Below are 19,869 nucleotides of genomic sequence, written 5' to 3'. Positions count from 1 at the left end.
TCAACGTTTAGAGTTTGCGGCCCGCAGGGCCGTTTTTTCTTTTTAAAAAATTAAAGGTTTATTTTTAAACTCAGTAAGGATAGAGATGGATATTGAAACAAAACTCAAGCTGAGTCAGCAACAAGGTAAAATTATCGGTATTCATGAAGGCATATTTGTTCGCTTTTATGACCAAGCGCTCTACGCATGGCAGCAGTGGGTGGAAACTCGCCCCTCTTTGCCTGCTTTAAAAGTCTCGGCTAAAGTGGTGAAAAAAATCGGTTCACAATGTGTTCTATCGGGTGGGTTACCCGCAAGTAGCCTTGCGAAAATAGGCGTGTATCCTGACAAAAAAGGCGTCATCAGTATTGATTTTTGTGCCGATATGTCTAATTGGGAAGAGTGGTATCTATCGCACAAAAACGACTTACCCGCACATGGACGGTCTGACTTAAATCCCAGACTAAAAACAGATAACAGTTTCTCTAAAGTTTGGATGCCACAATGGTTAGTACGCCAGTTAGACGAATGCACACCGGACACCTCTAACCCCGAGGGTAAGTTGCTGTTTGATGTTATTCGTTGGACTGAGAGATAACCTCAGTAATATTTTTGATAAGGTGACACTCTATAAAAACAGGGAACATAGCAGCTTTGCTGCGCCTAGAGAACACCTTTGTTAAGGCATTGGTGAGCGGGCCCTGGTATGTTATCGGCACTTATGGCCTTAAAAGGTAATAAAGGGGAGCAAGTCGAAAGGCAACACTCCGTATAAACAATAAGTGCAAACGTGAAGGGTTGGGCGACCAACAACAACTACTGGTCGTCGACGCCTAATGGTTCCAACTACTACAACGTGAACCTCAACAATGGCAACGTCAACAGCAACAACCCATCCAATCAGAACTACGCCTCGTGCGTATCAGGCTGACATATACTCAGCGGTGTCGCCTTATCAAAAATGGCAAGAACGGAGTTTAACACTGGTATAGTTTGCATTCGCAGGAATAAAGAGTGTTTTTAATTCACCGAAGTGATGATGGTAAAGCGACTTACGTAATCTGCAGTGGTTAGCATGGCTTAATAACCCGTAATAACTATTAATCGTGCTTAGCATTGCGCGATATAAAGGAAGCCCTAATGGGGGCGTGTTGCCTGCTCGGTACCATCGTTGCCATTGACCTCGCTCGGGTGGATGCACGTTTGAAAACGTTTTATTTGGCTCAAGTAAAGAACGAAAGTAACACAATCGTTGCTTGAGCGATTGTACTGTAGATTGGCGTATAAATTTGTGGTGTCCATAAATGCGATAACCCAAGTAGTCAAAACCATGTGTAACTTTATCAAGGCGAACCTTAGTTGGGTGCAGTTTAAGCTTTAAGTGTTCTTTAAGGTAATACTTAATTTCTTGCTGCCAGAATCGTAAGGTCTTAGGAGAGTCGGCAAGTAAAAATAGGTCATCCATATAACGCACGTAACCTTTTACTTTTAACTCGTGCTTAATAAAATGATCTAGGTCGTTGAGGTAATAATTGCCCATTAATTGGCTTGTAACGCTCCCTATCGGCAGGCCTGTTCCTTTTGGGCTGTGAATAAGCCGTTTATGTTTCGGGATGGCGTGCAAAAGAGACTGATCCCCGGTTCGGGTAAGAGCTTCACGTGCGGTATCATGAGTAATAATTTTCTTGGTTACTTCAATAAGGCAACGTTGTTTAAGTGAGTGAATGGTGGCATTGGCAATAAGCCGTTCTATTTTATTGAGTAAAAGGGATTTATCTATCTGGTTAAAATAGCTGTATATATCTAACGACATAGCCCATTGGTGCTTTGGTTGCCGCATTAATTTTTGGCTTTTTTCTATAGCCGCGTAGGTTCCTTTACCTTTGCGGTTTGCGTAAGTGTCGTCAATAAAACGCTTTTCCATTAGTGGAGTTAAATGACTACACACCCACATTTGAACAATACGGTCTTTGAATGAAGGAGCGTAAATCTCTCTGAGTTTCGGTTCGGTAACGGCGAAGTGTTGGTAGGGTTCAGGGCTATAGGTGCCGCTAAGTATGGCATGACAGAGCTCGTGGCAGTGTGTTGGTAACTGCAATGTCTGTGTGGCCTTTTGTTGGCTACGACCTGCAAGTTGCGCACTACGGAGTAACTCAGAGACAAGTTTGTGACGAATTGAGGAGGGATAATGATGGGGCAACCTTTTAAACATAATCGAATATACTATGACTTACAGAAATTGTATAAGTTATATTGGAACCAACATAAGCATTTTCCCAGAGCATTTCGGTTTACAACTGGTGAGCAATTGCTTAAGGAAATAACGTCCGCGATTCGTAACGTAGTGCTAGCGAATTTACAAAGCAAGTCAACAACGGTTGGAAAAGAGCGGGCTGCAAAGTTGCTGATGGAGGTTAATGCTTCGCTAGAAACTATCTCGGCACTGCTGTTATTAGCTTGGGAAATGAAGTTTTTGTCTCACGGCGGACTGGCTGTGTTGACTGAATGTATCGGGAATATTCAAAGACAAGTTGTGGGTTGGCGACGTTGGTTTTTAGGGGGATAGCGCGCAAACTCACGGCAAAACACATATATCGTCAATTTATATGTAGACTATAGCCCACTCTATGAATAGTACTGATTTCAATCCATCCACCTAGCCTAAGAAGCTTCTTTCTTAAAGACATGATCACCATATTCAATGCATTATTACAAACGTACGAATTGGGCCAACCGGCTTTGAGCAGGTGGTGTTTTGTTAAATGTTGCCCTTGATGAGCGAGCAACTCTTCGAGAACTAAAAACTCGCTGAGTGTGAGTTGAATGGTTTTTATTGTGGGACAACCCTCAATAGAGAGCCTGAGCGAACCGTAATGCAAAGTGATTTTCATAAACAAACAACCAACAAGTTTAATCATCGTACCTGTATTATTTCTCTGCTGTACTTACAGACAAGGTCGGATTGAATATTAAACGGGATGTTATGCCTACCTAATGGCTTATTATTTTGAATTACAGGTCAAATGAGACCATCTTGTTCTCTTTTTTGGTCGTCGTGGTTGTTTCACTTTGTTTGAGCTCTAGCTTGCAGCGTTCACTTAGTGAGTTGAACGCGACTTGGTTGCTAATAGGGTTTGAGGCGCAGTCAGAAGTCGGAACTTTCCCTGTCCAGCGCACAGAGACATTTGCGGCAGCCGATTGAAAAGAGACAATAGTTGATAATACTGCTGTTGAAGCAAAGAGTAACGAACGCATATTTAAGCACCTTGTTTAGATGTTTTGTTGATATGCCTAGTTTGGTGCCAGTGGGGCAGATTGTAAAATAAATAGTTATAAATTGAGTTGTATTGGAGATTGAATTGTGAATTTAAACCGAAGAGATAATAGGAAACCAAAATAAAGGAAGGCAATGCGAATTAAAACGGAGCGAACTATTAAGTGAATGGGTACGCTAAGTTAACAAGATTCAGCTTGAGGGAAATCACTTAAGGACAGGCGGTTTAGCTAATAAACCCTAGCTTAATAGCCATGGTATAAAACTAACCGCGTTTGGAATTTACATAACGATAGCTTTGTATTAACAATAACTTTGAACTTGGGTGCGCAAGGCTTTTTTTAGGTTCGTTGGCAGTTGCGAACGGTGTATACCTTGGATCGCACCCTCTAACGACCAAATTAACTCGATGGTTGGCTTATGGCAGGTATGTTGTTGGATAGCCTTTACAGCACCAATCGTACCTAGACTTCTGAGTTTCTCAATGGAGTTTATGCCCGCTTTCTCAAGAAGTTGTTCTGTTGAAAATCGCATGTTGGGTAAGTCTTTGAGCCTTTTGGGAACAGAAAGGTAACTGCTACGTGATCTTTTTATTTGGTCTAGCGCGACTTCTGCTTCGCATAGAGTCAAAGAATACTTGCTCCAAGGGTTTGCTGGCAGCTTGTAGTAATCCGCATTTTGGCTTACCCCCAGTGTACCTGCATTCACCTTGGGGTAGCCTTTGTAAATAAAGTAGCTTTCTTGTGCCGATGTTCCTCTGAGGTACAGTTCCCCACTTTTATGTAGAACGAGCAAAACGTTATCTACATAGAAGGCAGTAAGGCCAAATATTTGTTTTATAGACACCCGCCCTAGTTGTTCCAAGCGTCTAAAAGTCTGTCTGAAAAGGTGTGCCATTATTTTCACTCGATAATTGTAAATAGTGTGATCTATTTTCCAAATATCCCCCCCTGGTGAATATGGCATAAGCCAACTTAAAAAATAGACAATGCCATTGGGCATATTGGTTATTTTTATTCTCCATCTGCCATATCAGTTTTGTGACAGGCGTTCAAAATTTAGGGTGTCATGAAGGTGAGAGAATTAGGTATGTATAGCATCGACACAAATGTATTTCTTATGGCGACGGGTTGTAACTTTCAATCGGATATTGGAGTTAGATTTCGTCAGATTGCCATTAGGAGTTTACACAAGGTTAGTGATGATATTTTTCAAGGACGTGAGTCCAATCGAGAACTCGCCCATAAAGTTAAAGGCATTGCGTTATCTTGCGGGGCTATGGAGATTGCAAGAATCTGCCTGAAGTTGGAGCATTACGACGTAGTAATTAATGAAAGTGCCGGAAAGAAAATTTTGATGGATATGTCTAACGCAATGATTCACCTTTGTGAAGCTTAAGTTGGAGAATAGAAACATGTCTTTTAAAAATAAAATCATTTTCGTCAATGCAATAATATTGGTTCTATTTGTTGCATTGCTTACGTACTTCGCTAGCGAAATTGTTCAGAGTTCTTCACAAAACCAATTTGAAGAGATAAAGGATAGCATTACTGGGAATAACAAAAAGCTTCTGTTTGCCTTTGTGAAAGCTCAAAGTGTAGGCCTTGATAAAGAGGTTGAGCTGATCACTGAGGAAGTGGTGCATGTAGCGGTCGATTTTGCTCATGATGTTGGCAATGAGTCGCAAAACGAGGCATTGCGTAATAAACAACTGGCTTATATTAACACTAAGCTTAAGCCCTTTATAAAAGAGATACGGTTTATTGAAACTAACCGCAGTCAAGAAGTCTCTATCATCGAAAATGATATTGTAAGCCGCTCAGTTTTCGTTGATCTTAGTCAAATGTATCAATATAAAGGTTTATATATTGATAAAGAGGTAGAAGGTGGAATTGTCAGCAATTTTTCTATTTATATCAAACCAAAAGGTTGGAATGAGTCTTTGTTAAGGTTTGACATTGATTTAGACTACTTCTCTCGTTCATTAATGTTTGAGAATATGCTCGATGTTTTCCAATATCGATATTTTTTAGTTGATGACAGTGGCAAGCTCGTTGCTACGAATTTAAAACAAAGCACTGAGCTGTTGATGTCAACGATCGTTTTTGACCAGGAGGTTAGGAAAAGTGCCGTGAATTATATTATGTCCCATGATACGGGGAGTTTTACTGTTACTAGCTTAAGCGGTGTTTATAATGTTACCTTCGTGAAAAATAGTGTGACAAAATGGAAGTTGATTTTAGTCACGCCAGAACATGTGATTCGTTCTAGTTATGTGATCACCAAAGAGCTAGTTTTGTCTGGAGACAACTCGTTATTAAAAAGTTTGTTGCTCGCCTATATCATTTTGCTTGGGCTATTCTTAGTTATTAATTCAATTGCGGTTAATAAGTTGCTCATTCCGGTTTCTAAATTGATCGCACAAGCTCAATATCTAAAGCAGCGTGATTTTAATAAAGCCACACATGTGGTTCATAGTAATGGAGATGAAATTGAGCAGCTTTCTAAGGCTTATTCTGAGGCTGGGGGCCAGATTCAAAATTTAATTGAAGGGCTTGAATATGAAGTCGAAGAGCGAACGAAACAGTATGAGGTAGCTGCCCTCGAAGCCAGTGAGGCGAATAAACAGAAATCGGTGCTGCTTTCAAATGTGTCCCATGAGGTTCGCACTCCACTGAACGCGATTATTGGTTATACGCATATGTTGGCTCACAGCAAGCATTTTGACGCACATAGCCATCAGTTGAACGGTATTTCGAGTGCGAGCAATACCATTTTAGGTATTGTGAATGATCTATTGGATTTTGAAAGAGTAAAAGCAGCAAGCTATTCATTAAACCCTAAATGCCTGTCGGTAATGAGTTTACTTCGCGAAATTGAAAATACGTTTTTGCCCCTTAGCGAGTCTAAGCAATTATCGCTTGATATTTTCAGCAATGTCGATGCTTCGACAACATTGCTGATTGATGAGCTTCGTATAAAACAAGCGATTAGTAATTTAGTTTCGAATGCATTGAAGTTTACAAACAAGGGGGGCGTGACAATAGAAGTTTCGACCGACGATAAAGTGTTCAATATCTCAGTAACTGATACGGGGTGCGGTATTCCCACAGATAAATTGGATACGGTGTTTAATGGTTTTGAACAGGTCAATAGAGATGACCAACAGTTTGGTTTTGGTTTGGGGTTGGCTATCACTAAAACGATTGTCGAGTTAATGAACGGCACGTTGCGGGTTGAAAGTAAGCTTGGCGTAAGCAGTACTTTTGTTATTGCACTTCCAGCGCTAGAAGTTATGAATGTTTTTGAATGTTCTAACGGAGTTGTAGAGCAAATAGATAATATTGGGCAGGGACTAGACTGCACAAATAAAAAAGCTCTGATCGTTGATGATGTTGAGTTTAACCGAGAAATTCTAGAGTTTCATTTAAACGCGCTGGGTTTTGAATGCATGACCGCGAATGATGGTTTGGAGGGTTTAGCGCTCGCTACTGAACATGACTTTGATGTTGTACTTGCGGATATTTCTATGCCGGTTATGGATGGTATTGAGCTTGCTTCTGAGTTGGAAAAGCTTAAGCCATCGTTACCTATAATTGCCGTTACGGCACGAGCCACCATTCAAGAAGAGTCTCGAATGAACCAATATTTTTCGTGTTATCTAACCAAACCGCTCGATCCGAGCGATTTAAAGCTAAAGCTTCAGTGCGCGCTATCAGGTAGTACTTGCTAACTTAGTTAAATACTCTTACCTATATTCTGAGGGTTAGCCATCTTCAGAACTTCACTCGTTACTTTCATCTGTTTTTCTGAGAGTTAAGGGCATTACCATCAAAGGCAATTCTCAAACTGTTATGAAAATAACCATCTCCCAATAAGTGCTGAGTGTGACTTGGCATTTTAAAATTATTCAATCACTACTTGCCCTTAGCTTTTGTTCATATTTAATTAAAAATAAGCTAAATCACAATAACGAATAAGAAAGTAAAACTATGTTTGGAAATATTATCCGCACGTTTCGTGTTAACAATGGTTTGTCACAAACTAATTTTGTTGATGCGATTCAAAAAAGTAACTCTAACTTTAATAATCTAGATGTTGTGACTCTAAGCCGCTGGGAAAGGGGAGTAACAACTCCCCACTTAAAGCGTCAAAACGAATTACTGGATCTCGTGGGAGTCAACATATTTGATGTTTGGGAAGCAAACGACTCACAAACAGTTCTCACAGGGTTAACGAATAAATTTAATAACAACGGGTATATTGACATGGATATGTACGTTCAAACGCAAGTTACGACGATCAACTCAAATAATTCATTTTTTCTTGGAAAAATAGAAAAATTAATTGATGTCATCTTTGAATATGAAGATAACGTTCTACTTAGTAACTTAAAAAAATTAGGTCTGAGTCGAAAGGCAATTATTGAAAAAATAATAAATCAATATTCTGGAGAGTTAACGCTCGTCACGGTTAATGGGCAATTGATCGGACACTTATTAAGTGCTAACTATAAACTTGCAGCAGATTTTTTTGAGCAAGTCTTAGTATCTAAAGAAGATAAAGCACATTTAGTTGTTACTTTTAACTGTACTCATTATTCGTCATTTACAGATACAATGGGCAGAGAGGCGTACAAGTATCTACAAAGTTTAAACCCCGATAAAGAGCTTTATATACTACTGAAAAACAAGAGGATTTTTGACCTGTTCTTTTCATTGGGCTGTGAGTATCGAAGTGTAAGAAGTGACGATAGATCAATGAAGGTCATGAACTTGAATTCAAAGACGATAAAATCGCAACGCTCTTGGATGAATATTATTGCAAACTATAAAGGTGAAGAGGATGAATAACACAGTATTGATTGTTGACGATGTTGAACTATCTAGAGAAGTTATTAAAAATGCGGTCTCTTTATCTAATAAAAAAACATCCATACAGTTTGCAGAACATGCGTTCGATGCAATGAGAAAAATGCAAAACGCATCATTTGATTTGGTGATTATGGACATCATGATGCCCAATGGCGATGGATTTGAACTCTTGAGTATGATGTCTCAACAAAATATTGAGTCTAAAATAATCATTACTTCAGGTTTGGATAAATCCATTGTTAGCTCGGTGAGTATGCTTGGGAAACTCTATGAGTTAAATGTTGTCGCTTCATTAGAAAAGCCTATTTGGGCTAACCAAATAAGTGAGTTGGTTGATAAAACACTTGCGGTTGAAACCATAATTCAAGGTGAGCCTAGCTTTGGTCATCGTGTGACAATCATCGATGACGATTTTCCCATAAACCTAGTTTATCAGCCGCAAGTTGTTTCGGATATAGATGTAATTTCGGGGTTTGAAGTGTTGTCACGATGGTCTGATAAAAAAGGGGCCTTACTTCCACCGAGCTATTTTTTGCCAGTAATTGAAGAGCTAGGAAAGCAAAAGGTTTTTACCAATATCGTGATAAATAAATTCATTCAGGATTATCACCTTCATTTCAGTGAACTGGATCAATCGTTGAGGTTCTCAATTAACATCGATCCTAATTTGTTGATTGACGAATCTGTTGTCGATAACCTACTTGATATCTATCAGCAGGGTATTGAGCATACTATCGTTGTAGAGCTGACTGAAAAGGGTCTTTCAGGCAATATTGAAAATGAATTGTTGGCCAATATTTTACGACTTAGGTTGAAGGGTTTTGAGATCTCTATAGATGACTTTGGGATGGAAGCATCGAATATTGAACGTATTATCAAATTTCCTATTAGTGAGATAAAGATAGATAAAACTATTACATGGGGACTTTGTCACAACATTGATTATATACAGAAGCTCGACGAAGTTAAGAAGCTCGTTTCGGTTAAAAACGCGCGTATTATCTATGAGGGTGTTGAAAACAAAGACACCTGTGCGTTTCTGGAAGCTCAAGGCGGCTTTAACCAGCAAGGTTTTCTTCATGGGGTTCCATCACTACCAGAAATTGTGGTTGAGATGCTCGCAGAGCAAAAAGAGTTAGCTCATGTCGCGTACGATTTTCTAAAATAAACTTGATACCCCTCGACTAGGAAACACGAGAGTGTCTCGTCTTAAAATACGTTGACAATTTTTAGTAAGCCAGTAATGCATGTTACTGGCTTGTTCTTGCATTTTGTTTACTGTAAAGGCTTTGTTACATAATTATATAGAACTAAATCAATAATCTGCGATACAAATATTTATATTCGCTACCTCAAGTAGCCTGATGGTTAAGCCTTATTACAAAAAATAATCACTCATTAAGCGTAGTTCTCTGACCTTTGGATTGGGGGTGATGAAGATACCATAGCGTGAACCAACAAATTCAGCACGGTAGTCCAGCGAATTTCAGTGATTTAACTATTATTACACTACTTAACAGTGGCTTACTATTACAGGCTATTAGGCGTATTCAGTCGAATGGTTGATAAAATGCCATGTTAAGCAGTTGGCTATGGTGCTAGTGTGTAACTAGTATCATAGTTTGATTTTATTGTTCAGTCATAAAGGCAATAGTGAAAATTCTGAGATTAATTTATATAAAACGTAATCTAGATTGGTATTTTATGTCAAACTTGACAAACAATACCAATAACTTTTCAAACTTTATTAACTTAGGTGTTGATAATAGAGTGGGAAGTTATTCTGTTAAAATAAAACCATTATCGATAATTGGTCACCACCTTTATAGTTTTTAACAGAAATCGCTGCAGAAATTCTGTGAGGCTAAAATGAACTAAATAAGTAGTATCTAGGCATTCTTTAGAGGACTAATAATCCCTATGAATCAAAGTCGTATACATTGTCTAATAAAGGGGAAATTAAATGCGTATATTAATAGTTGGTGCTGGGATTGCGGGGTGTGCATTATATCGACGCTTAAGATCACAAAATTTGAGTGTTGACATCATAGAAAAGTCATCAACATTAGAAAGTGAAGGTATCGCAATTTGCTTGCCTGCTAATGCAATGCTTGAGCTTAAATATTTAGATTTGAGTGATCAAGTTACACAGTACGCATTTCAAGTTGATCAAGTTGAATATGCTCTCTCATCAGGAAAAACATTGGCAGTTGCTTCATTACACAAAGCGCCGCTCAATATAGCCCCCTTTGTAGCGTTAAAAAAAGACGACTTAATGTCCGTTTTACGAGAAGGAATGCTCGATGAAATACAGTTAAATACTTGGCCCATAAAAATTAACCAGAATAGTACAAAAGCTGTTGTAACCCTTAATTCTGGTGAAACTCAAGAATATGATTTGGTAGTGGCCGCTGATGGTATTCGTTCTGGAGTAAGAGAAATGGTTCAACCTGATGTACCACTTCGATCCCACCAAATCACGAACTGGCGATTTATTGCTCAAAAACCAAAGCCAGGCTTTCAGCCCATCTATTATATAGGGCATGACTCTGCGTTCATGATATACCCAATAAGTGAGAGTGAAGTGTATTGTTATGGTCAAATAAACGATGAAAATGGTGAGTTTTCAAGTAAGCCAAGCATTGAGGCTATAACAAGTATTTTCGAGAACTATGACACTCCTGTTGCGCAATGTGTAAAAGGGTTAAATGAAGAGCAAAAAATTGTACGGGGACAACTAAAGAGTGTGCAAAATACCGATTCTGTATTTGATCGAGTTGTACTGGTTGGAGATGCACTTCATGGTTGTCCGCCAAGTTTACAACAGGGTGTTGGCATGTCTTTAGAAGACATTAATTGTTTAGCAGACAATTTGGAACATTCACCTTTAGAGGTTGCGTTAGATAATTATAAAAAAATCAGGTCTGAGAGAGTTGCATGGGTTGTTAACGAATCAAATAAAATCATTAAATTAGCGACACTAGGACGTTCGCCGATAGGCCGATTAATTCGCAACAATATGATTCGTTTAAAAGGGCCTGCAAATGTAGTGAGTTGGTGCAAATTATTGAAGGAACTTTGAATGAGTCAGGACTATTTTTGCTAGTCTCCCCCCCACACACACTTTCAATACCTGTAATTATTGATGGTTTAACAAATATTCGGGCTAATATATTAACCAAAAAACATTTAATTTGGCTGTTGGAGTATAGGCTGACATTATAATTGAGAAGAGTTTTATAATAACGGAGTAAGTGCTCGCCCATCCTTATGTGAGTCGATGATTAATGGACAAAAACGTCCGATGTACTTCATCTGGCGTTTTGTATATTAAGGTTGAGAGAGGGCTATATTCATCATGCTTTTTTACTGATTCGGCGGCTGAAGTCATTAAGTTAAACTGCCACGACTTTATGGGTAAACGAGCGCTGTCTCTCTGACTCATTATGTGTTAATCCACCATTGTATTGGCGTGAACGATGCTGATTGTAATAGCCAACTAGATTCTATTATTGCCTGATGCTCCTTCTAAAACTTTTATAGCTATTCGTTGGTACTTATTCACTGTTTAAGCTCCTAACGACTCGCTCCCTAGGGCTGTTAATCCCAGCAGATACCTCGACGGCTGAATCGATATCCAATATCTCTACAGATTCTGGCAATATTTCTTACTCGTATAGTTGTAATCTTGGTCCGAGTGGAACATCACCGAAGATACCCCCTCCTCGGCTGGAATTAGTCATGGTTAACGCCTCTCTATTCAGTGCGCCACCCTGTTAATGTCTAGGCCATATCGCTACACCAAACTTGATTTGGGACAGTTACAGCGAACTGACGGTTTAGTATGTTAGGTATAAGAGCATGTTCTAGCTGTCTATATATGTGTTTTGGTCGCTGACAACTAGGTCCAGCTCATTCAGGAAGTTACTCGCTCGATAATGACTATGTGGAATGGTCGTTGCTGTCACTAGTCATTAATGCTTCTCGCCCTGGCGGAACAATGGAAAGCTCATGAACTCGATGAATTTCGGAACCTACCATTACACACTCTGACCACAGTGGCTTACAATTATTCACCCAATAATGATAATTACTGCGGTGTACCCAACATTTCACAAAGCCGTTTCAATATATAACTCTGTTTGAGTTTCTTTTTAAGGTCACGGATTTATCTGTGATCCCAGATGATTGGAGAAGCGTTTGGTAACTTTCGTGCTCTTTCGGCTCTGAGTTGCCTCACCCAGCTTTCCAACGTTGTTCTTCGAATACCCATCGCTTCGGTGGTTTCTCTGTAGGTACGCTTCTGGTCAGCATTAACTGGAACCTTACCACTTTGTGCTTTACGCCTCTTTTTCATGCATACCACTTCTACATCAATCTAAAAGGTCGGATAACTCCGGTTACTGAGTGATTGGTTGTAGTGCTTCCAATTGGTTGTTTTGTAACGAGGTTTGGATATGTGCCTAAGAGGGGTTGTATGTAGCTGATCAAATCGTGGGTTCTGGATTTAGTCCCACTGAATTACGCAACAAAGCCTATGTGATAAGCCGGAGCATAAAGTAACAAAAGCAATGCGGTAGTAGTCCATGTAATTTCAGTGATTTTGCTATTACCACTGTACTTAGCAGTGGATTATTATTGGCAATTATAGGCTCTTGCTATAAAAGTTTTAATAAACTGCCATGTTAAGCGATTGATTTCAATGCGACTGTCTGCACATCACCGCATTGCGCAGTTAGAGTTTGTTGAATAGCAATAAGATTAACAGTGAAAATGTTGAGGTGAACTGATTTAAAAATGTAATCTAGGTTGGTATTTTATGACAAACTTGACAAGCAATGCCTATAATTTTCCAGACTTCATTAACTCAGGTGTTGATAATAGAACGGGAAGTTATTCTGCTCAAATAAAACTATTATCGATAATTGGTAACCGCCTTAATGGTCCTTATTTTGATTTAACTGTTGGTTATAATATAAATAATTTTACTGATATTGGCTTTGGGCGAGGTTGGTCATTACCACTTAGTTCTTTTGATAATGTAAATTCAGTATTGAGTTTGAGAAATGGTCAACAATTCAAAATTGAATGGAATTCAACAGAGAATGAGTATGTAACACCATACCGTAAGTTAAAAGATGTCAGCATTCATTATGTCTCTACACCTGGGACTGAACAAGGTGAAATAAAGGTCATTAATGCCTCTGGAGAGATCGAATTTATCGACTGGAAGGAAGGCACTCTGAATCGACTATACAGTGCAAAAGGCCACCAGCTTCGCTTTTCATACACAAATTATAATTTCCAAAGAACCTTGTATAAGGTTGAAGATAGTTTTGGATTAAGCATAAATATTGATACATGGTCAGATGAATGGCTGACAGAAATTTCCTTATATAACAAAGGCTCTTTGATTAAGTCATCGACAATTAGAAAAATAAGCGGTGGTGACTTTAAACGTTTAGCGTATGCGACATTACCCAACAGAGAAGATCTGTATTTTCAATTTGAATATTCATGGTTCAATGAAATAGGGATGGATTTATTGCTAAAAACAACTTATCCAGCAGGATATTCAGAAGAGGTTACATATTATGAACGCGGTTTTTTAATGCCTGATGGCGCGCCAACTAAGTATGTGCCACAAGTTACGAAGATGATTGTATCTCAAGGAAGTGCATTACCTATTCGAACACATACTTATACTTATTCAGATAAAAATTATCTTGGATTTGCTAGTGATAGAGCTTATATAGCAGGGGAAGATACGCTTTTTAAAGCAGCCCAAGATTATAAATACTCTGCAATAGAAACTATCGATAATGAGATTGAAATCCAAAAAATATATACCAAATACCACTTAGTTGAACAAGAACGTTATCTTTCAAAAGGGGTGTTATACCAAGAAGTAAATTATGAGTATTATGCAAATAATGCTGTTGGTATTGAATATCAGATTCCTCAATATACTTTTTTAAAAAAGAAAGACGTTTCATTTTTTAATGCATCTTCAACGAGTAAAAGTTTGGAATTTTATCAGTTTGATCAATGGGGCAATAATATAGAACACACTGATGAGCGTGGAATAACGACAATTAGTGAATATGAGCTAAGTTCACAGAATAAATTTAAAAACATTCCCTTATCACAAAGTATTTTAGATAGAGGAAGAAATGTAGTACATAAAAAGGAATTTACCTATAAGACATTACCTTCGTTATTAGATGACCATGTTTTTTACGTTCTGAAGACAGAAGAGATTAACGGGCAGAAAACTAATTATCAGTTTTATGAAAATCGTCAAGATATTGAAGTTTACGGGAAGAAACGAGAGGAATCTTCTGTGGTTTCTGGTACGACTCCGATGTGTTATTCCTACACGTATGACTTTAAGCAGGATCATCTTGTTTACCAAGTACTCACTGAAAATGGGTCATTACATTATTCTAATACTGAACATTATGATTTTGTGGATAGCCAACTTATTTATAAAAAAGAATCAGAAGGTGTAGAAGTTGAAGTTAATTACGATGAGTTGAATCAAATAAACAAAGAGCGCTTATTTAAATCGAATAGCCTTTATTCTGAAAAAACGTATCAGAGCTACATTGATAGTGACAATTATGTTTTAAATATTGAAGATTCTGAGGGGGAAACTACCGTTCAAACTTACAGTGCTAATGGTCATGTCCTTTCAATGGCCACAAGAATTGATAGTACAACCATATTAGCTTACACCAATCAGTATGATGGGTTTGGCCAGAAGATTTCGACAACGCAATACGATAACCTTGGTACGAGATCATTAGAGTTAACAACGCGTTATGAATATGATTTGTATGGTCACATTAATCGCACTATCTATCCCTCTGGAGCGGTAGAAATAAACCAATTTGATTATGCATCTCGCACCCATACGAAAGGCATTGAAGGAAAAGGGCGCGTTATTTCTCATCAAGACGCGTGGGGTAATACGATTTTAGAGCAATATTTTGATCGAGCAGACCAACTTCTCTATCAAATTCCTTATCAATATGATCTAACAAACCGTTTAATTCGAACAGAAACAAGTCGTGGTGCGGTAATCGAATTTAAATATGATGCATTTGATCGTGTGATAGAAAAAGAAACTCGCTTTGTGGGTAAGAACGCTTCAGAGTCATTTGTCGATAGAATGAGCTATGACAAAAGAACCAAAGAAGAAAGTCTAACGCTTCATACTCGAGAGGGGCTATTGGGTGATAATGAAAATACCCATACGACCATTATTAGTAATCAATACGATGACTTTGGCCGTTTGATTGAAAGGCAAATGAATGGGTTGCGTTATCAGTACAAAGATTATGATGATTCAAACCGCTATCAAAGCGTCGTTCTGCCAAATGGCCATTCGGCGACATACACGTATCATCCAGTGCTTGGGTTAGTTACAAAGCAAGAAATTAGTAATGATTCATCCTCAACGCGAAGCTTTAATTATAACAAACGTGGGTTAGTTGTAAGTGATATGGCATCAATGACAAGCAGTCAATATGAGTATGATGCATTTGGAAATCCAAGTAAAAAAACGGTGACAAGCTTAGGTGCGACAACAGAAAACGCCACGTTTTCATATTCAGCAAAAGGGTTGTTGTTGTCTATGCGCGATTTTACCGGAAACACGAAAGCACTTACTTATGATGACTTTGGCCGTGTCCAACAACTTGTCTTTGGAAGTCGCGATGCAACAGCAGTCATTGATCTTAGTTATGATCAATTTGATCGACTTATCTCGCAGCATTATGAGGATGGGAATGATCAAATAGAGATGTATTTGGGCTACGGGATTAATGATATGGAAAGTAGCCGTCGTTGGGTTCGTAATGGTCAAGAGACGTTAAAAATGGAACTTTCCTATGACCAGTCTATGCGGATTATCGAGCGAAAAACCACAATTAATGGAGCTGTTCAAACAGAAACGTTTGATTATGACCAACTTGGCCGAATTACTGAGTTTGTAAGCGAAGGAGTGAGCCCGCCGAAAGATGTCGTGGGAAGAGAAGTCGTAAAGCAGCAGTTTTATTATGACCATTTTGACAATATTACGGATTTAACCACACAGTATCAAAATGGAGTTGTGAATACTGAAAGTCGAATATTCGATACTGATATGCCGACTCGATTACTCAATATTTACAATACTCATAGGGATTTTTCCAACCAATCTTTTGAATACGATGCACTTGGTAATCGAGTGAATTTATCGCAGAGAGACTATCAACTCAGCTATAACAATTATGGCCAGTTGTCTGAGATACGAGATGCTCAAGAAAAAGTAATACGCACGTACCACTACGATGCGATTGGAATGCAAAGTGTTTCCGTTGATGCATTAGGGAATATTGCCCAACTTTATTATCACCATGATGAGCTAGTTGCAATCATGAGGGCCAATGAATCAATGGCTTTCTCAGGGGCGCACAGTGGTAACGCACTGACCATTAGTACAGATTTGAAAGGTATTAAAGCAAGTTATAGGTACCTTGACGGAACGAACAGTAACTTAGGTTCTACTAGGGAGCAGGTAATTGATACTAGCTCATCATATCTACCTTTTGGATGAGGATAATTCAATGTTGAAAAATTTATCTCGACGTGATTTTTTAAAACAAACAGCTTGTGTTAGCGGGGCGACATTGTGGTCATACAAAGCGTTTCCTGTGAATGCAATGGTATTTGACAAAGCGCTCCCTTTATCTATTGATTTAGGACAATTTGGCTATCATGGACACCGTTTAGATACCCATATAGGACTTTATCATACAGGCAATGGCTATCGCGTATATGATCCACTCTCACAGAGTTTTTTGCAATTTGATATCTTAGAATCGCCTCATGGGAAAGGGGGGATTAATGGATATAGTTATTGTGTTAATGATCCAATTAATCAATTTGATCCTACGGGAGAATTTAATTTTAGAGGTTTTTTCTTTGGTTTGTTTGGCTTTATGCTCAGTGTCGCCGTTGCAGTTTCGGCCGTTGTTACAGGAGGAGCAACACTTGCTATTGCATCAGGTGTACTTGGAGGTGTATTAGGGGCTGTTGGCAGCGCTTTAGATATGACGGTGGCGGCTATTGATGATAGTTCAAGCCCTGCAACAAAGGCATTAAGCATTGCTTCTTCGGCCCTCTTTTTAGGCGGAGCAATAGTTGGAGGAGTAAGTGGTATTGCCTCAACTATTAGGTCTGGGAGTGGGGTGTCTTTTGCGAACCAAGCATGGGGATCTAAAAAATTTATTAAAATTACAGGCTTTTCTAATAAAAATATATTGGGACAAATATCTCAAGCTCCTAAAATAAAATTTGTAGGTTTATCAGCTGATATGGTCGGAGTTATTGGTTCTTCACTTGTGATGACTGCAACGGTACAAGACGATAAAAAGCTTAAATTGTGGGGTTCAATTATTAAATTTGGTGGTGGGTTATCTAAAGGGATAATTAACTCGATCGATAGTTGGGAACCTAAAATGGTGACCTCATTTACTGGAAAATCGTTTGGTAAAACAAAGTATAGTTGGATTAAATCAGAACAAAAACTTGATATGAGGTTAGATTGGTCTGCTCGAGCCCTCTCTGTTATCAGAGATCCTTGGTCAATCACAGATCAAATTATTGCTCAAACAAAAGGCAACAGTATCTCAAGTGATTCAGAGGTTATTCAATCTTCTTCTGTTTTTGTGTCGAATTCTGCAGCCCATTCACCTCAAGTAATTAATGCATTACAACAAGGTATTAATCAAAGACAAGGTTTTTATTCCCGTTTTGTTGGTGAAACTATTGGTGATGGGCTTCTTATTGGTTCAGATTAAACGTGATAAAGGGCATGTTTAGATAGTGGGGAGGTTTACGATGACTACTAAATAATTAGTTTTATAAAGTGAAATAATTAAAATAAGTCGTAATTAATAAATAAGGGTTACCTATGAAAAATATAAGATTAATATCTGCTTTTTTGTTGTCAACATTCGTGTTACCGAATGCTTTTGCTATTTCTTTACCACCAAACGGTGATTGGCACTGGGAAACGGGAACTCATTCTGGTCCGCCAGTGCCTCCAGATATTGCTATAAATAGTTTGTCTATTATCACTCAAGAAGGAAAAGTTTATGCTAATAATCGAGCTCAGGTTCGAGCGATTATTTTCTATGATATAGCGGAAGGAAATGAAGTTGAATCTTTACGTTTGCTTGAGTCGAGAACTCGTCTCCCTTTGAGTAGTTTTGGTATTACTGTTGAAAGAGAGAAGAATGGCTATAAACCTGGTTTGTATTCCCAATCAAGAGAAAGTAAAGATAATATTGATTTGTTGAGTTTGGTTAAAAACAGTAAAGAGAGGTTTATTGAACGATATATTCGAGTTAGTAATGATGAAGCCGGCTTGGATATAGATATTTGTGTTGAAATAACTTTGACGTCAGGTGAGACTGACGATACTTGTTCTGAACAGACTAACGATTATTCAATTAATGTAAAGACTTACAGGCCGTTAGTATGGAAAGCCGATGATTTTAAGGATTCTAATATAAAATGGAGCACGGAAGATACTAAAGTTGGTAACTTTATAGTTTTAGATGATGATGGTAATTTCTCATTTGAAGGTAAATCTACAGCAACTTTAGAATTAAAAGATGAGTTACCAAAGATAGTTAACTATAATAAAGGAAAGGAAAAAGATCGAATTGGGAGTTTTACTTATATTTCTAACAGTTATATTATTGCGGGGGAGCCCAAAGTACATTATTTTTCCCATATTTTAGTTGATAAAGGTTATAAGTTTAAATATATTGATGCTGAAGGGGATGGAATTAATATTTATCGCCAAGTCGCGACCCTTAATGCAAATTATCCTACTTATGGACTCGGTGGCGAATTAATCACTAATTCTGTTACATTTTTTGATGAGTATGGTAATGAAAGTACTATAAAATTCTTTGATTGTGATGATGATAGTAGTTCTTTCATCGGTAAGATTTGTATTTCGGATATGTAGGTTAGTTGGATATTTTTACTATAGATTTGTTGCCAGACTAGTTATGAGTTTATTATTTATTACGCCTGATGTAATAAAGGATAAATATTTTAACTAAGTGTTATATGATAAAGCTGTTTTTGTAATTAGTATTTAATAATGATTAATACCGTTCACTTAAGAGTGAACGGTTTTTTTTTAAGGTAATGAATTTGAAGGTTACTGAGTTAGTAAGTGAGTTGACCATTGGTTTATTACCTCTGGAAATAACCTCAACTTTAGTTGTGGATTAGTGAAGGCGATCTATCCTGTGCTTACGCGATGATAAAAGCGTTAAACAAGCTTACTGGGTTAGGTATGCCTGAAACGTGTCGTATTGACTAAGAAATATACAAAATGGTGTGGCTCTATCTCTAAATTTAATTACGCAACAAAGCTACGTAGACATCAGAGTGTGGCTCCTTGTTAAAAATATGATCTGATAACTCTCTGTTGTAAAACAAACTCACGCTGATATTAATCGAACGCACAATGTACTTTATGTAATGTTTCTTGTAAGCAATACAACCCATCACTCATTAACCGTGGCTCTATGACCTTTTGGATTGATCAAGAAGCGATAAGTGGTCGGGTGCGAAGCAAACAAAACAAGCTCGGTAGGCCACGTCGATTCAGCTATCACGACAGCGCTCTGGTTTACTCTTGGGTAATCGTGTCGCTCCCGTCCTATATGT

16 protein-coding genes and 1 pseudogene are annotated in these 19,869 nt (G+C 38.1%); 12 read left to right on the top strand and 5 right to left on the bottom strand.

The genetic code is table 11. The features are described 5' to 3' along the window. The first annotated feature begins 85 nt into the window (after positions 1-85). Both ATB74_RS17905 and ATB74_RS24160 read left to right on the top strand, forming a co-directional pair. A complete protein-coding gene (locus ATB74_RS17905; RefSeq protein WP_061019318.1) occupies positions 86-577 on the top strand; it encodes a hypothetical protein in 492 nt (163 codons plus the stop codon). A gap of 192 nt (positions 578-769) precedes the next feature. Then, positions 770-910, top strand: a complete 141-nt coding sequence (locus ATB74_RS24160; protein ID WP_155645154.1) for a hypothetical protein — start codon at positions 770-772, stop codon at positions 908-910. 24 nt (positions 911-934) lie between these two features. On the opposite strand, the gene ATB74_RS17900 is transcribed toward ATB74_RS24160, so the two are convergent. Continuing rightward, complete coding sequence (locus ATB74_RS17900; RefSeq protein ID WP_244270926.1) at positions 935-2,077, bottom strand: RNA-directed DNA polymerase; 1,143 nt, start codon at positions 2,075-2,077, stop codon at positions 935-937. 210 nt (positions 2,078-2,287) lie between these two features. Here ATB74_RS17900 and ATB74_RS17895 point away from each other — a divergent pair, with 210 nt between their 5' ends. Next, entirely contained in the window at positions 2,288-2,545 is a 258-nt protein-coding gene (locus ATB74_RS17895; RefSeq protein WP_228614421.1) for a hypothetical protein, read from the top strand. A 31-nt stretch (positions 2,546-2,576) separates the two neighbouring features. Here ATB74_RS17895 and ATB74_RS17890 read toward each other — a convergent pair whose 3' ends face one another. The 3 genes from ATB74_RS17890 to ATB74_RS17880 form a co-directional block, all read right to left on the bottom strand. Further along, entirely contained in the window at positions 2,577-2,870 is a 294-nt protein-coding gene (locus tag ATB74_RS17890) for a winged helix-turn-helix domain-containing protein (RefSeq protein ID WP_061019333.1), read from the bottom strand. 121 nt (positions 2,871-2,991) lie between these two features. Next, a complete protein-coding gene (locus ATB74_RS17885; RefSeq protein WP_061019317.1) occupies positions 2,992-3,234 on the bottom strand; it encodes a hypothetical protein in 243 nt (80 codons plus the stop codon). Positions 3,235-3,556: 322 nt separating this feature from the next. Continuing rightward, positions 3,557-4,150, bottom strand: coding sequence for a TfoX/Sxy family DNA transformation protein (locus tag ATB74_RS17880; protein WP_279626303.1), 594 nt, complete (start codon positions 4,148-4,150; stop codon positions 3,557-3,559). A 192-nt stretch (positions 4,151-4,342) separates the two neighbouring features. Between ATB74_RS17880 and ATB74_RS17875 the strand changes: the two genes are divergently transcribed. The 5 genes from ATB74_RS17875 (at position 4,343) to ATB74_RS17855 (ending at position 11,209) form a co-directional block, all read left to right on the top strand. Then, positions 4,343-4,651, top strand: coding sequence for an Hpt domain-containing protein (locus ATB74_RS17875; RefSeq protein ID WP_061019315.1), 309 nt, complete (start codon positions 4,343-4,345; stop codon positions 4,649-4,651). Positions 4,652-4,667: 16 nt separating this feature from the next. Beyond that, positions 4,668-6,986, top strand: coding sequence for an ATP-binding protein (locus ATB74_RS17870; protein WP_061019314.1), 2,319 nt, complete (start codon positions 4,668-4,670; stop codon positions 6,984-6,986). Positions 6,987-7,245: 259 nt separating this feature from the next. Continuing rightward, positions 7,246-8,106, top strand: a complete 861-nt coding sequence (locus tag ATB74_RS17865) for a helix-turn-helix transcriptional regulator (RefSeq protein ID WP_061019313.1) — start codon at positions 7,246-7,248, stop codon at positions 8,104-8,106. After that, on the top strand, positions 8,099-9,295 hold the full coding sequence (locus ATB74_RS17860) for an EAL domain-containing response regulator (RefSeq protein ID WP_061019312.1): 1,197 nt from the start codon (positions 8,099-8,101) through the stop codon (positions 9,293-9,295). The genes ATB74_RS17865 and ATB74_RS17860 overlap by 8 nt, the downstream gene beginning before the upstream one ends. 795 nt (positions 9,296-10,090) lie before the next feature. Beyond that, entirely contained in the window at positions 10,091-11,209 is a 1,119-nt protein-coding gene (locus tag ATB74_RS17855) for an FAD-dependent monooxygenase (protein ID WP_061019311.1), read from the top strand. A gap of 1,086 nt (positions 11,210-12,295) precedes the next feature. On the opposite strand, the gene ATB74_RS24155 is transcribed toward ATB74_RS17855, so the two are convergent. Then, positions 12,296-12,484 carry a helix-turn-helix domain-containing protein gene (locus ATB74_RS24155; RefSeq protein WP_151407716.1) on the bottom strand — a complete coding sequence of 63 codons (189 nt, stop codon included), beginning with the start codon at positions 12,482-12,484 and terminating at the stop codon, positions 12,296-12,298. A 462-nt stretch (positions 12,485-12,946) separates the two neighbouring features. On the opposite strand from ATB74_RS24155, the gene ATB74_RS17850 reads away from it, so the two are divergent. The 4 genes and pseudogenes from ATB74_RS17850 to ATB74_RS24150 form a co-directional block, all read left to right on the top strand. Beyond that, positions 12,947-16,729, top strand: a complete 3,783-nt coding sequence (locus ATB74_RS17850) for an RHS repeat protein (RefSeq protein ID WP_061019310.1) — start codon at positions 12,947-12,949, stop codon at positions 16,727-16,729. 10 nt (positions 16,730-16,739) lie between these two features. Further along, on the top strand, positions 16,740-17,975 hold the full coding sequence (locus ATB74_RS17845) for an RHS repeat-associated core domain-containing protein (protein ID WP_061019332.1): 1,236 nt from the start codon (positions 16,740-16,742) through the stop codon (positions 17,973-17,975). 113 nt (positions 17,976-18,088) lie between these two features. Beyond that, complete coding sequence (locus ATB74_RS17840) at positions 18,089-19,156, top strand: hypothetical protein (RefSeq protein WP_061019309.1); 1,068 nt, start codon at positions 18,089-18,091, stop codon at positions 19,154-19,156. Positions 19,157-19,712: 556 nt separating this feature from the next. Continuing rightward, a pseudogene (locus ATB74_RS24150) lies at positions 19,713-19,811 on the top strand (IS5/IS1182 family transposase); the annotation flags it as partial. Between the last annotated feature and the right edge of the window lie 58 nt (positions 19,812-19,869).

This window comes from Vibrio splendidus (genome assembly GCF_001557875.1).
GTDB lineage: Bacteria > Pseudomonadota > Gammaproteobacteria > Enterobacterales > Vibrionaceae > Vibrio > Vibrio splendidus_F.
The sequence above is the reverse complement of the archived record's forward strand: the minus strand, read 5'-3'. Positions and strand labels throughout refer to the sequence as shown.

Excerpts from the sequence above, each read along its gene's own strand:
- ATB74_RS17870 (WP_061019314.1), top strand. The coding sequence starts at position 4,668 with ATGTCTTTTAAAAATAAAATCATTTTCGTCAATGCAATAATATTGGTT.
- ATB74_RS17875 (WP_061019315.1), top strand. The coding sequence starts at position 4,343 with ATGTATAGCATCGACACAAATGTATTTCTTATGGCGACGGGTTGTAAC.
- ATB74_RS17885 (WP_061019317.1), bottom strand. The coding sequence starts at position 3,234 with ATGCGTTCGTTACTCTTTGCTTCAACAGCAGTATTATCAACTATTGTC.
- ATB74_RS24155 (WP_151407716.1), bottom strand. The coding sequence starts at position 12,484 with ATGAAAAAGAGGCGTAAAGCACAAAGTGGTAAGGTTCCAGTTAATGCT.
- ATB74_RS17890 (WP_061019333.1), bottom strand. The coding sequence starts at position 2,870 with ATGAAAATCACTTTGCATTACGGTTCGCTCAGGCTCTCTATTGAGGGT.
- ATB74_RS17840 (WP_061019309.1), top strand. The coding sequence starts at position 18,089 with ATGAAAAATATAAGATTAATATCTGCTTTTTTGTTGTCAACATTCGTG.
- ATB74_RS17865 (WP_061019313.1), top strand. The coding sequence starts at position 7,246 with ATGTTTGGAAATATTATCCGCACGTTTCGTGTTAACAATGGTTTGTCA.
- ATB74_RS17845 (WP_061019332.1), top strand. The coding sequence starts at position 16,740 with ATGTTGAAAAATTTATCTCGACGTGATTTTTTAAAACAAACAGCTTGT.
- ATB74_RS17855 (WP_061019311.1), top strand. The coding sequence starts at position 10,091 with ATGCGTATATTAATAGTTGGTGCTGGGATTGCGGGGTGTGCATTATAT.
- ATB74_RS17880 (WP_279626303.1), bottom strand. The coding sequence starts at position 4,150 with ATGGCACACCTTTTCAGACAGACTTTTAGACGCTTGGAACAACTAGGG.
- ATB74_RS17860 (WP_061019312.1), top strand. The coding sequence starts at position 8,099 with ATGAATAACACAGTATTGATTGTTGACGATGTTGAACTATCTAGAGAA.
- ATB74_RS17850 (WP_061019310.1), top strand. The coding sequence starts at position 12,947 with ATGACAAACTTGACAAGCAATGCCTATAATTTTCCAGACTTCATTAAC.
- ATB74_RS17905 (WP_061019318.1), top strand. The coding sequence starts at position 86 with ATGGATATTGAAACAAAACTCAAGCTGAGTCAGCAACAAGGTAAAATT.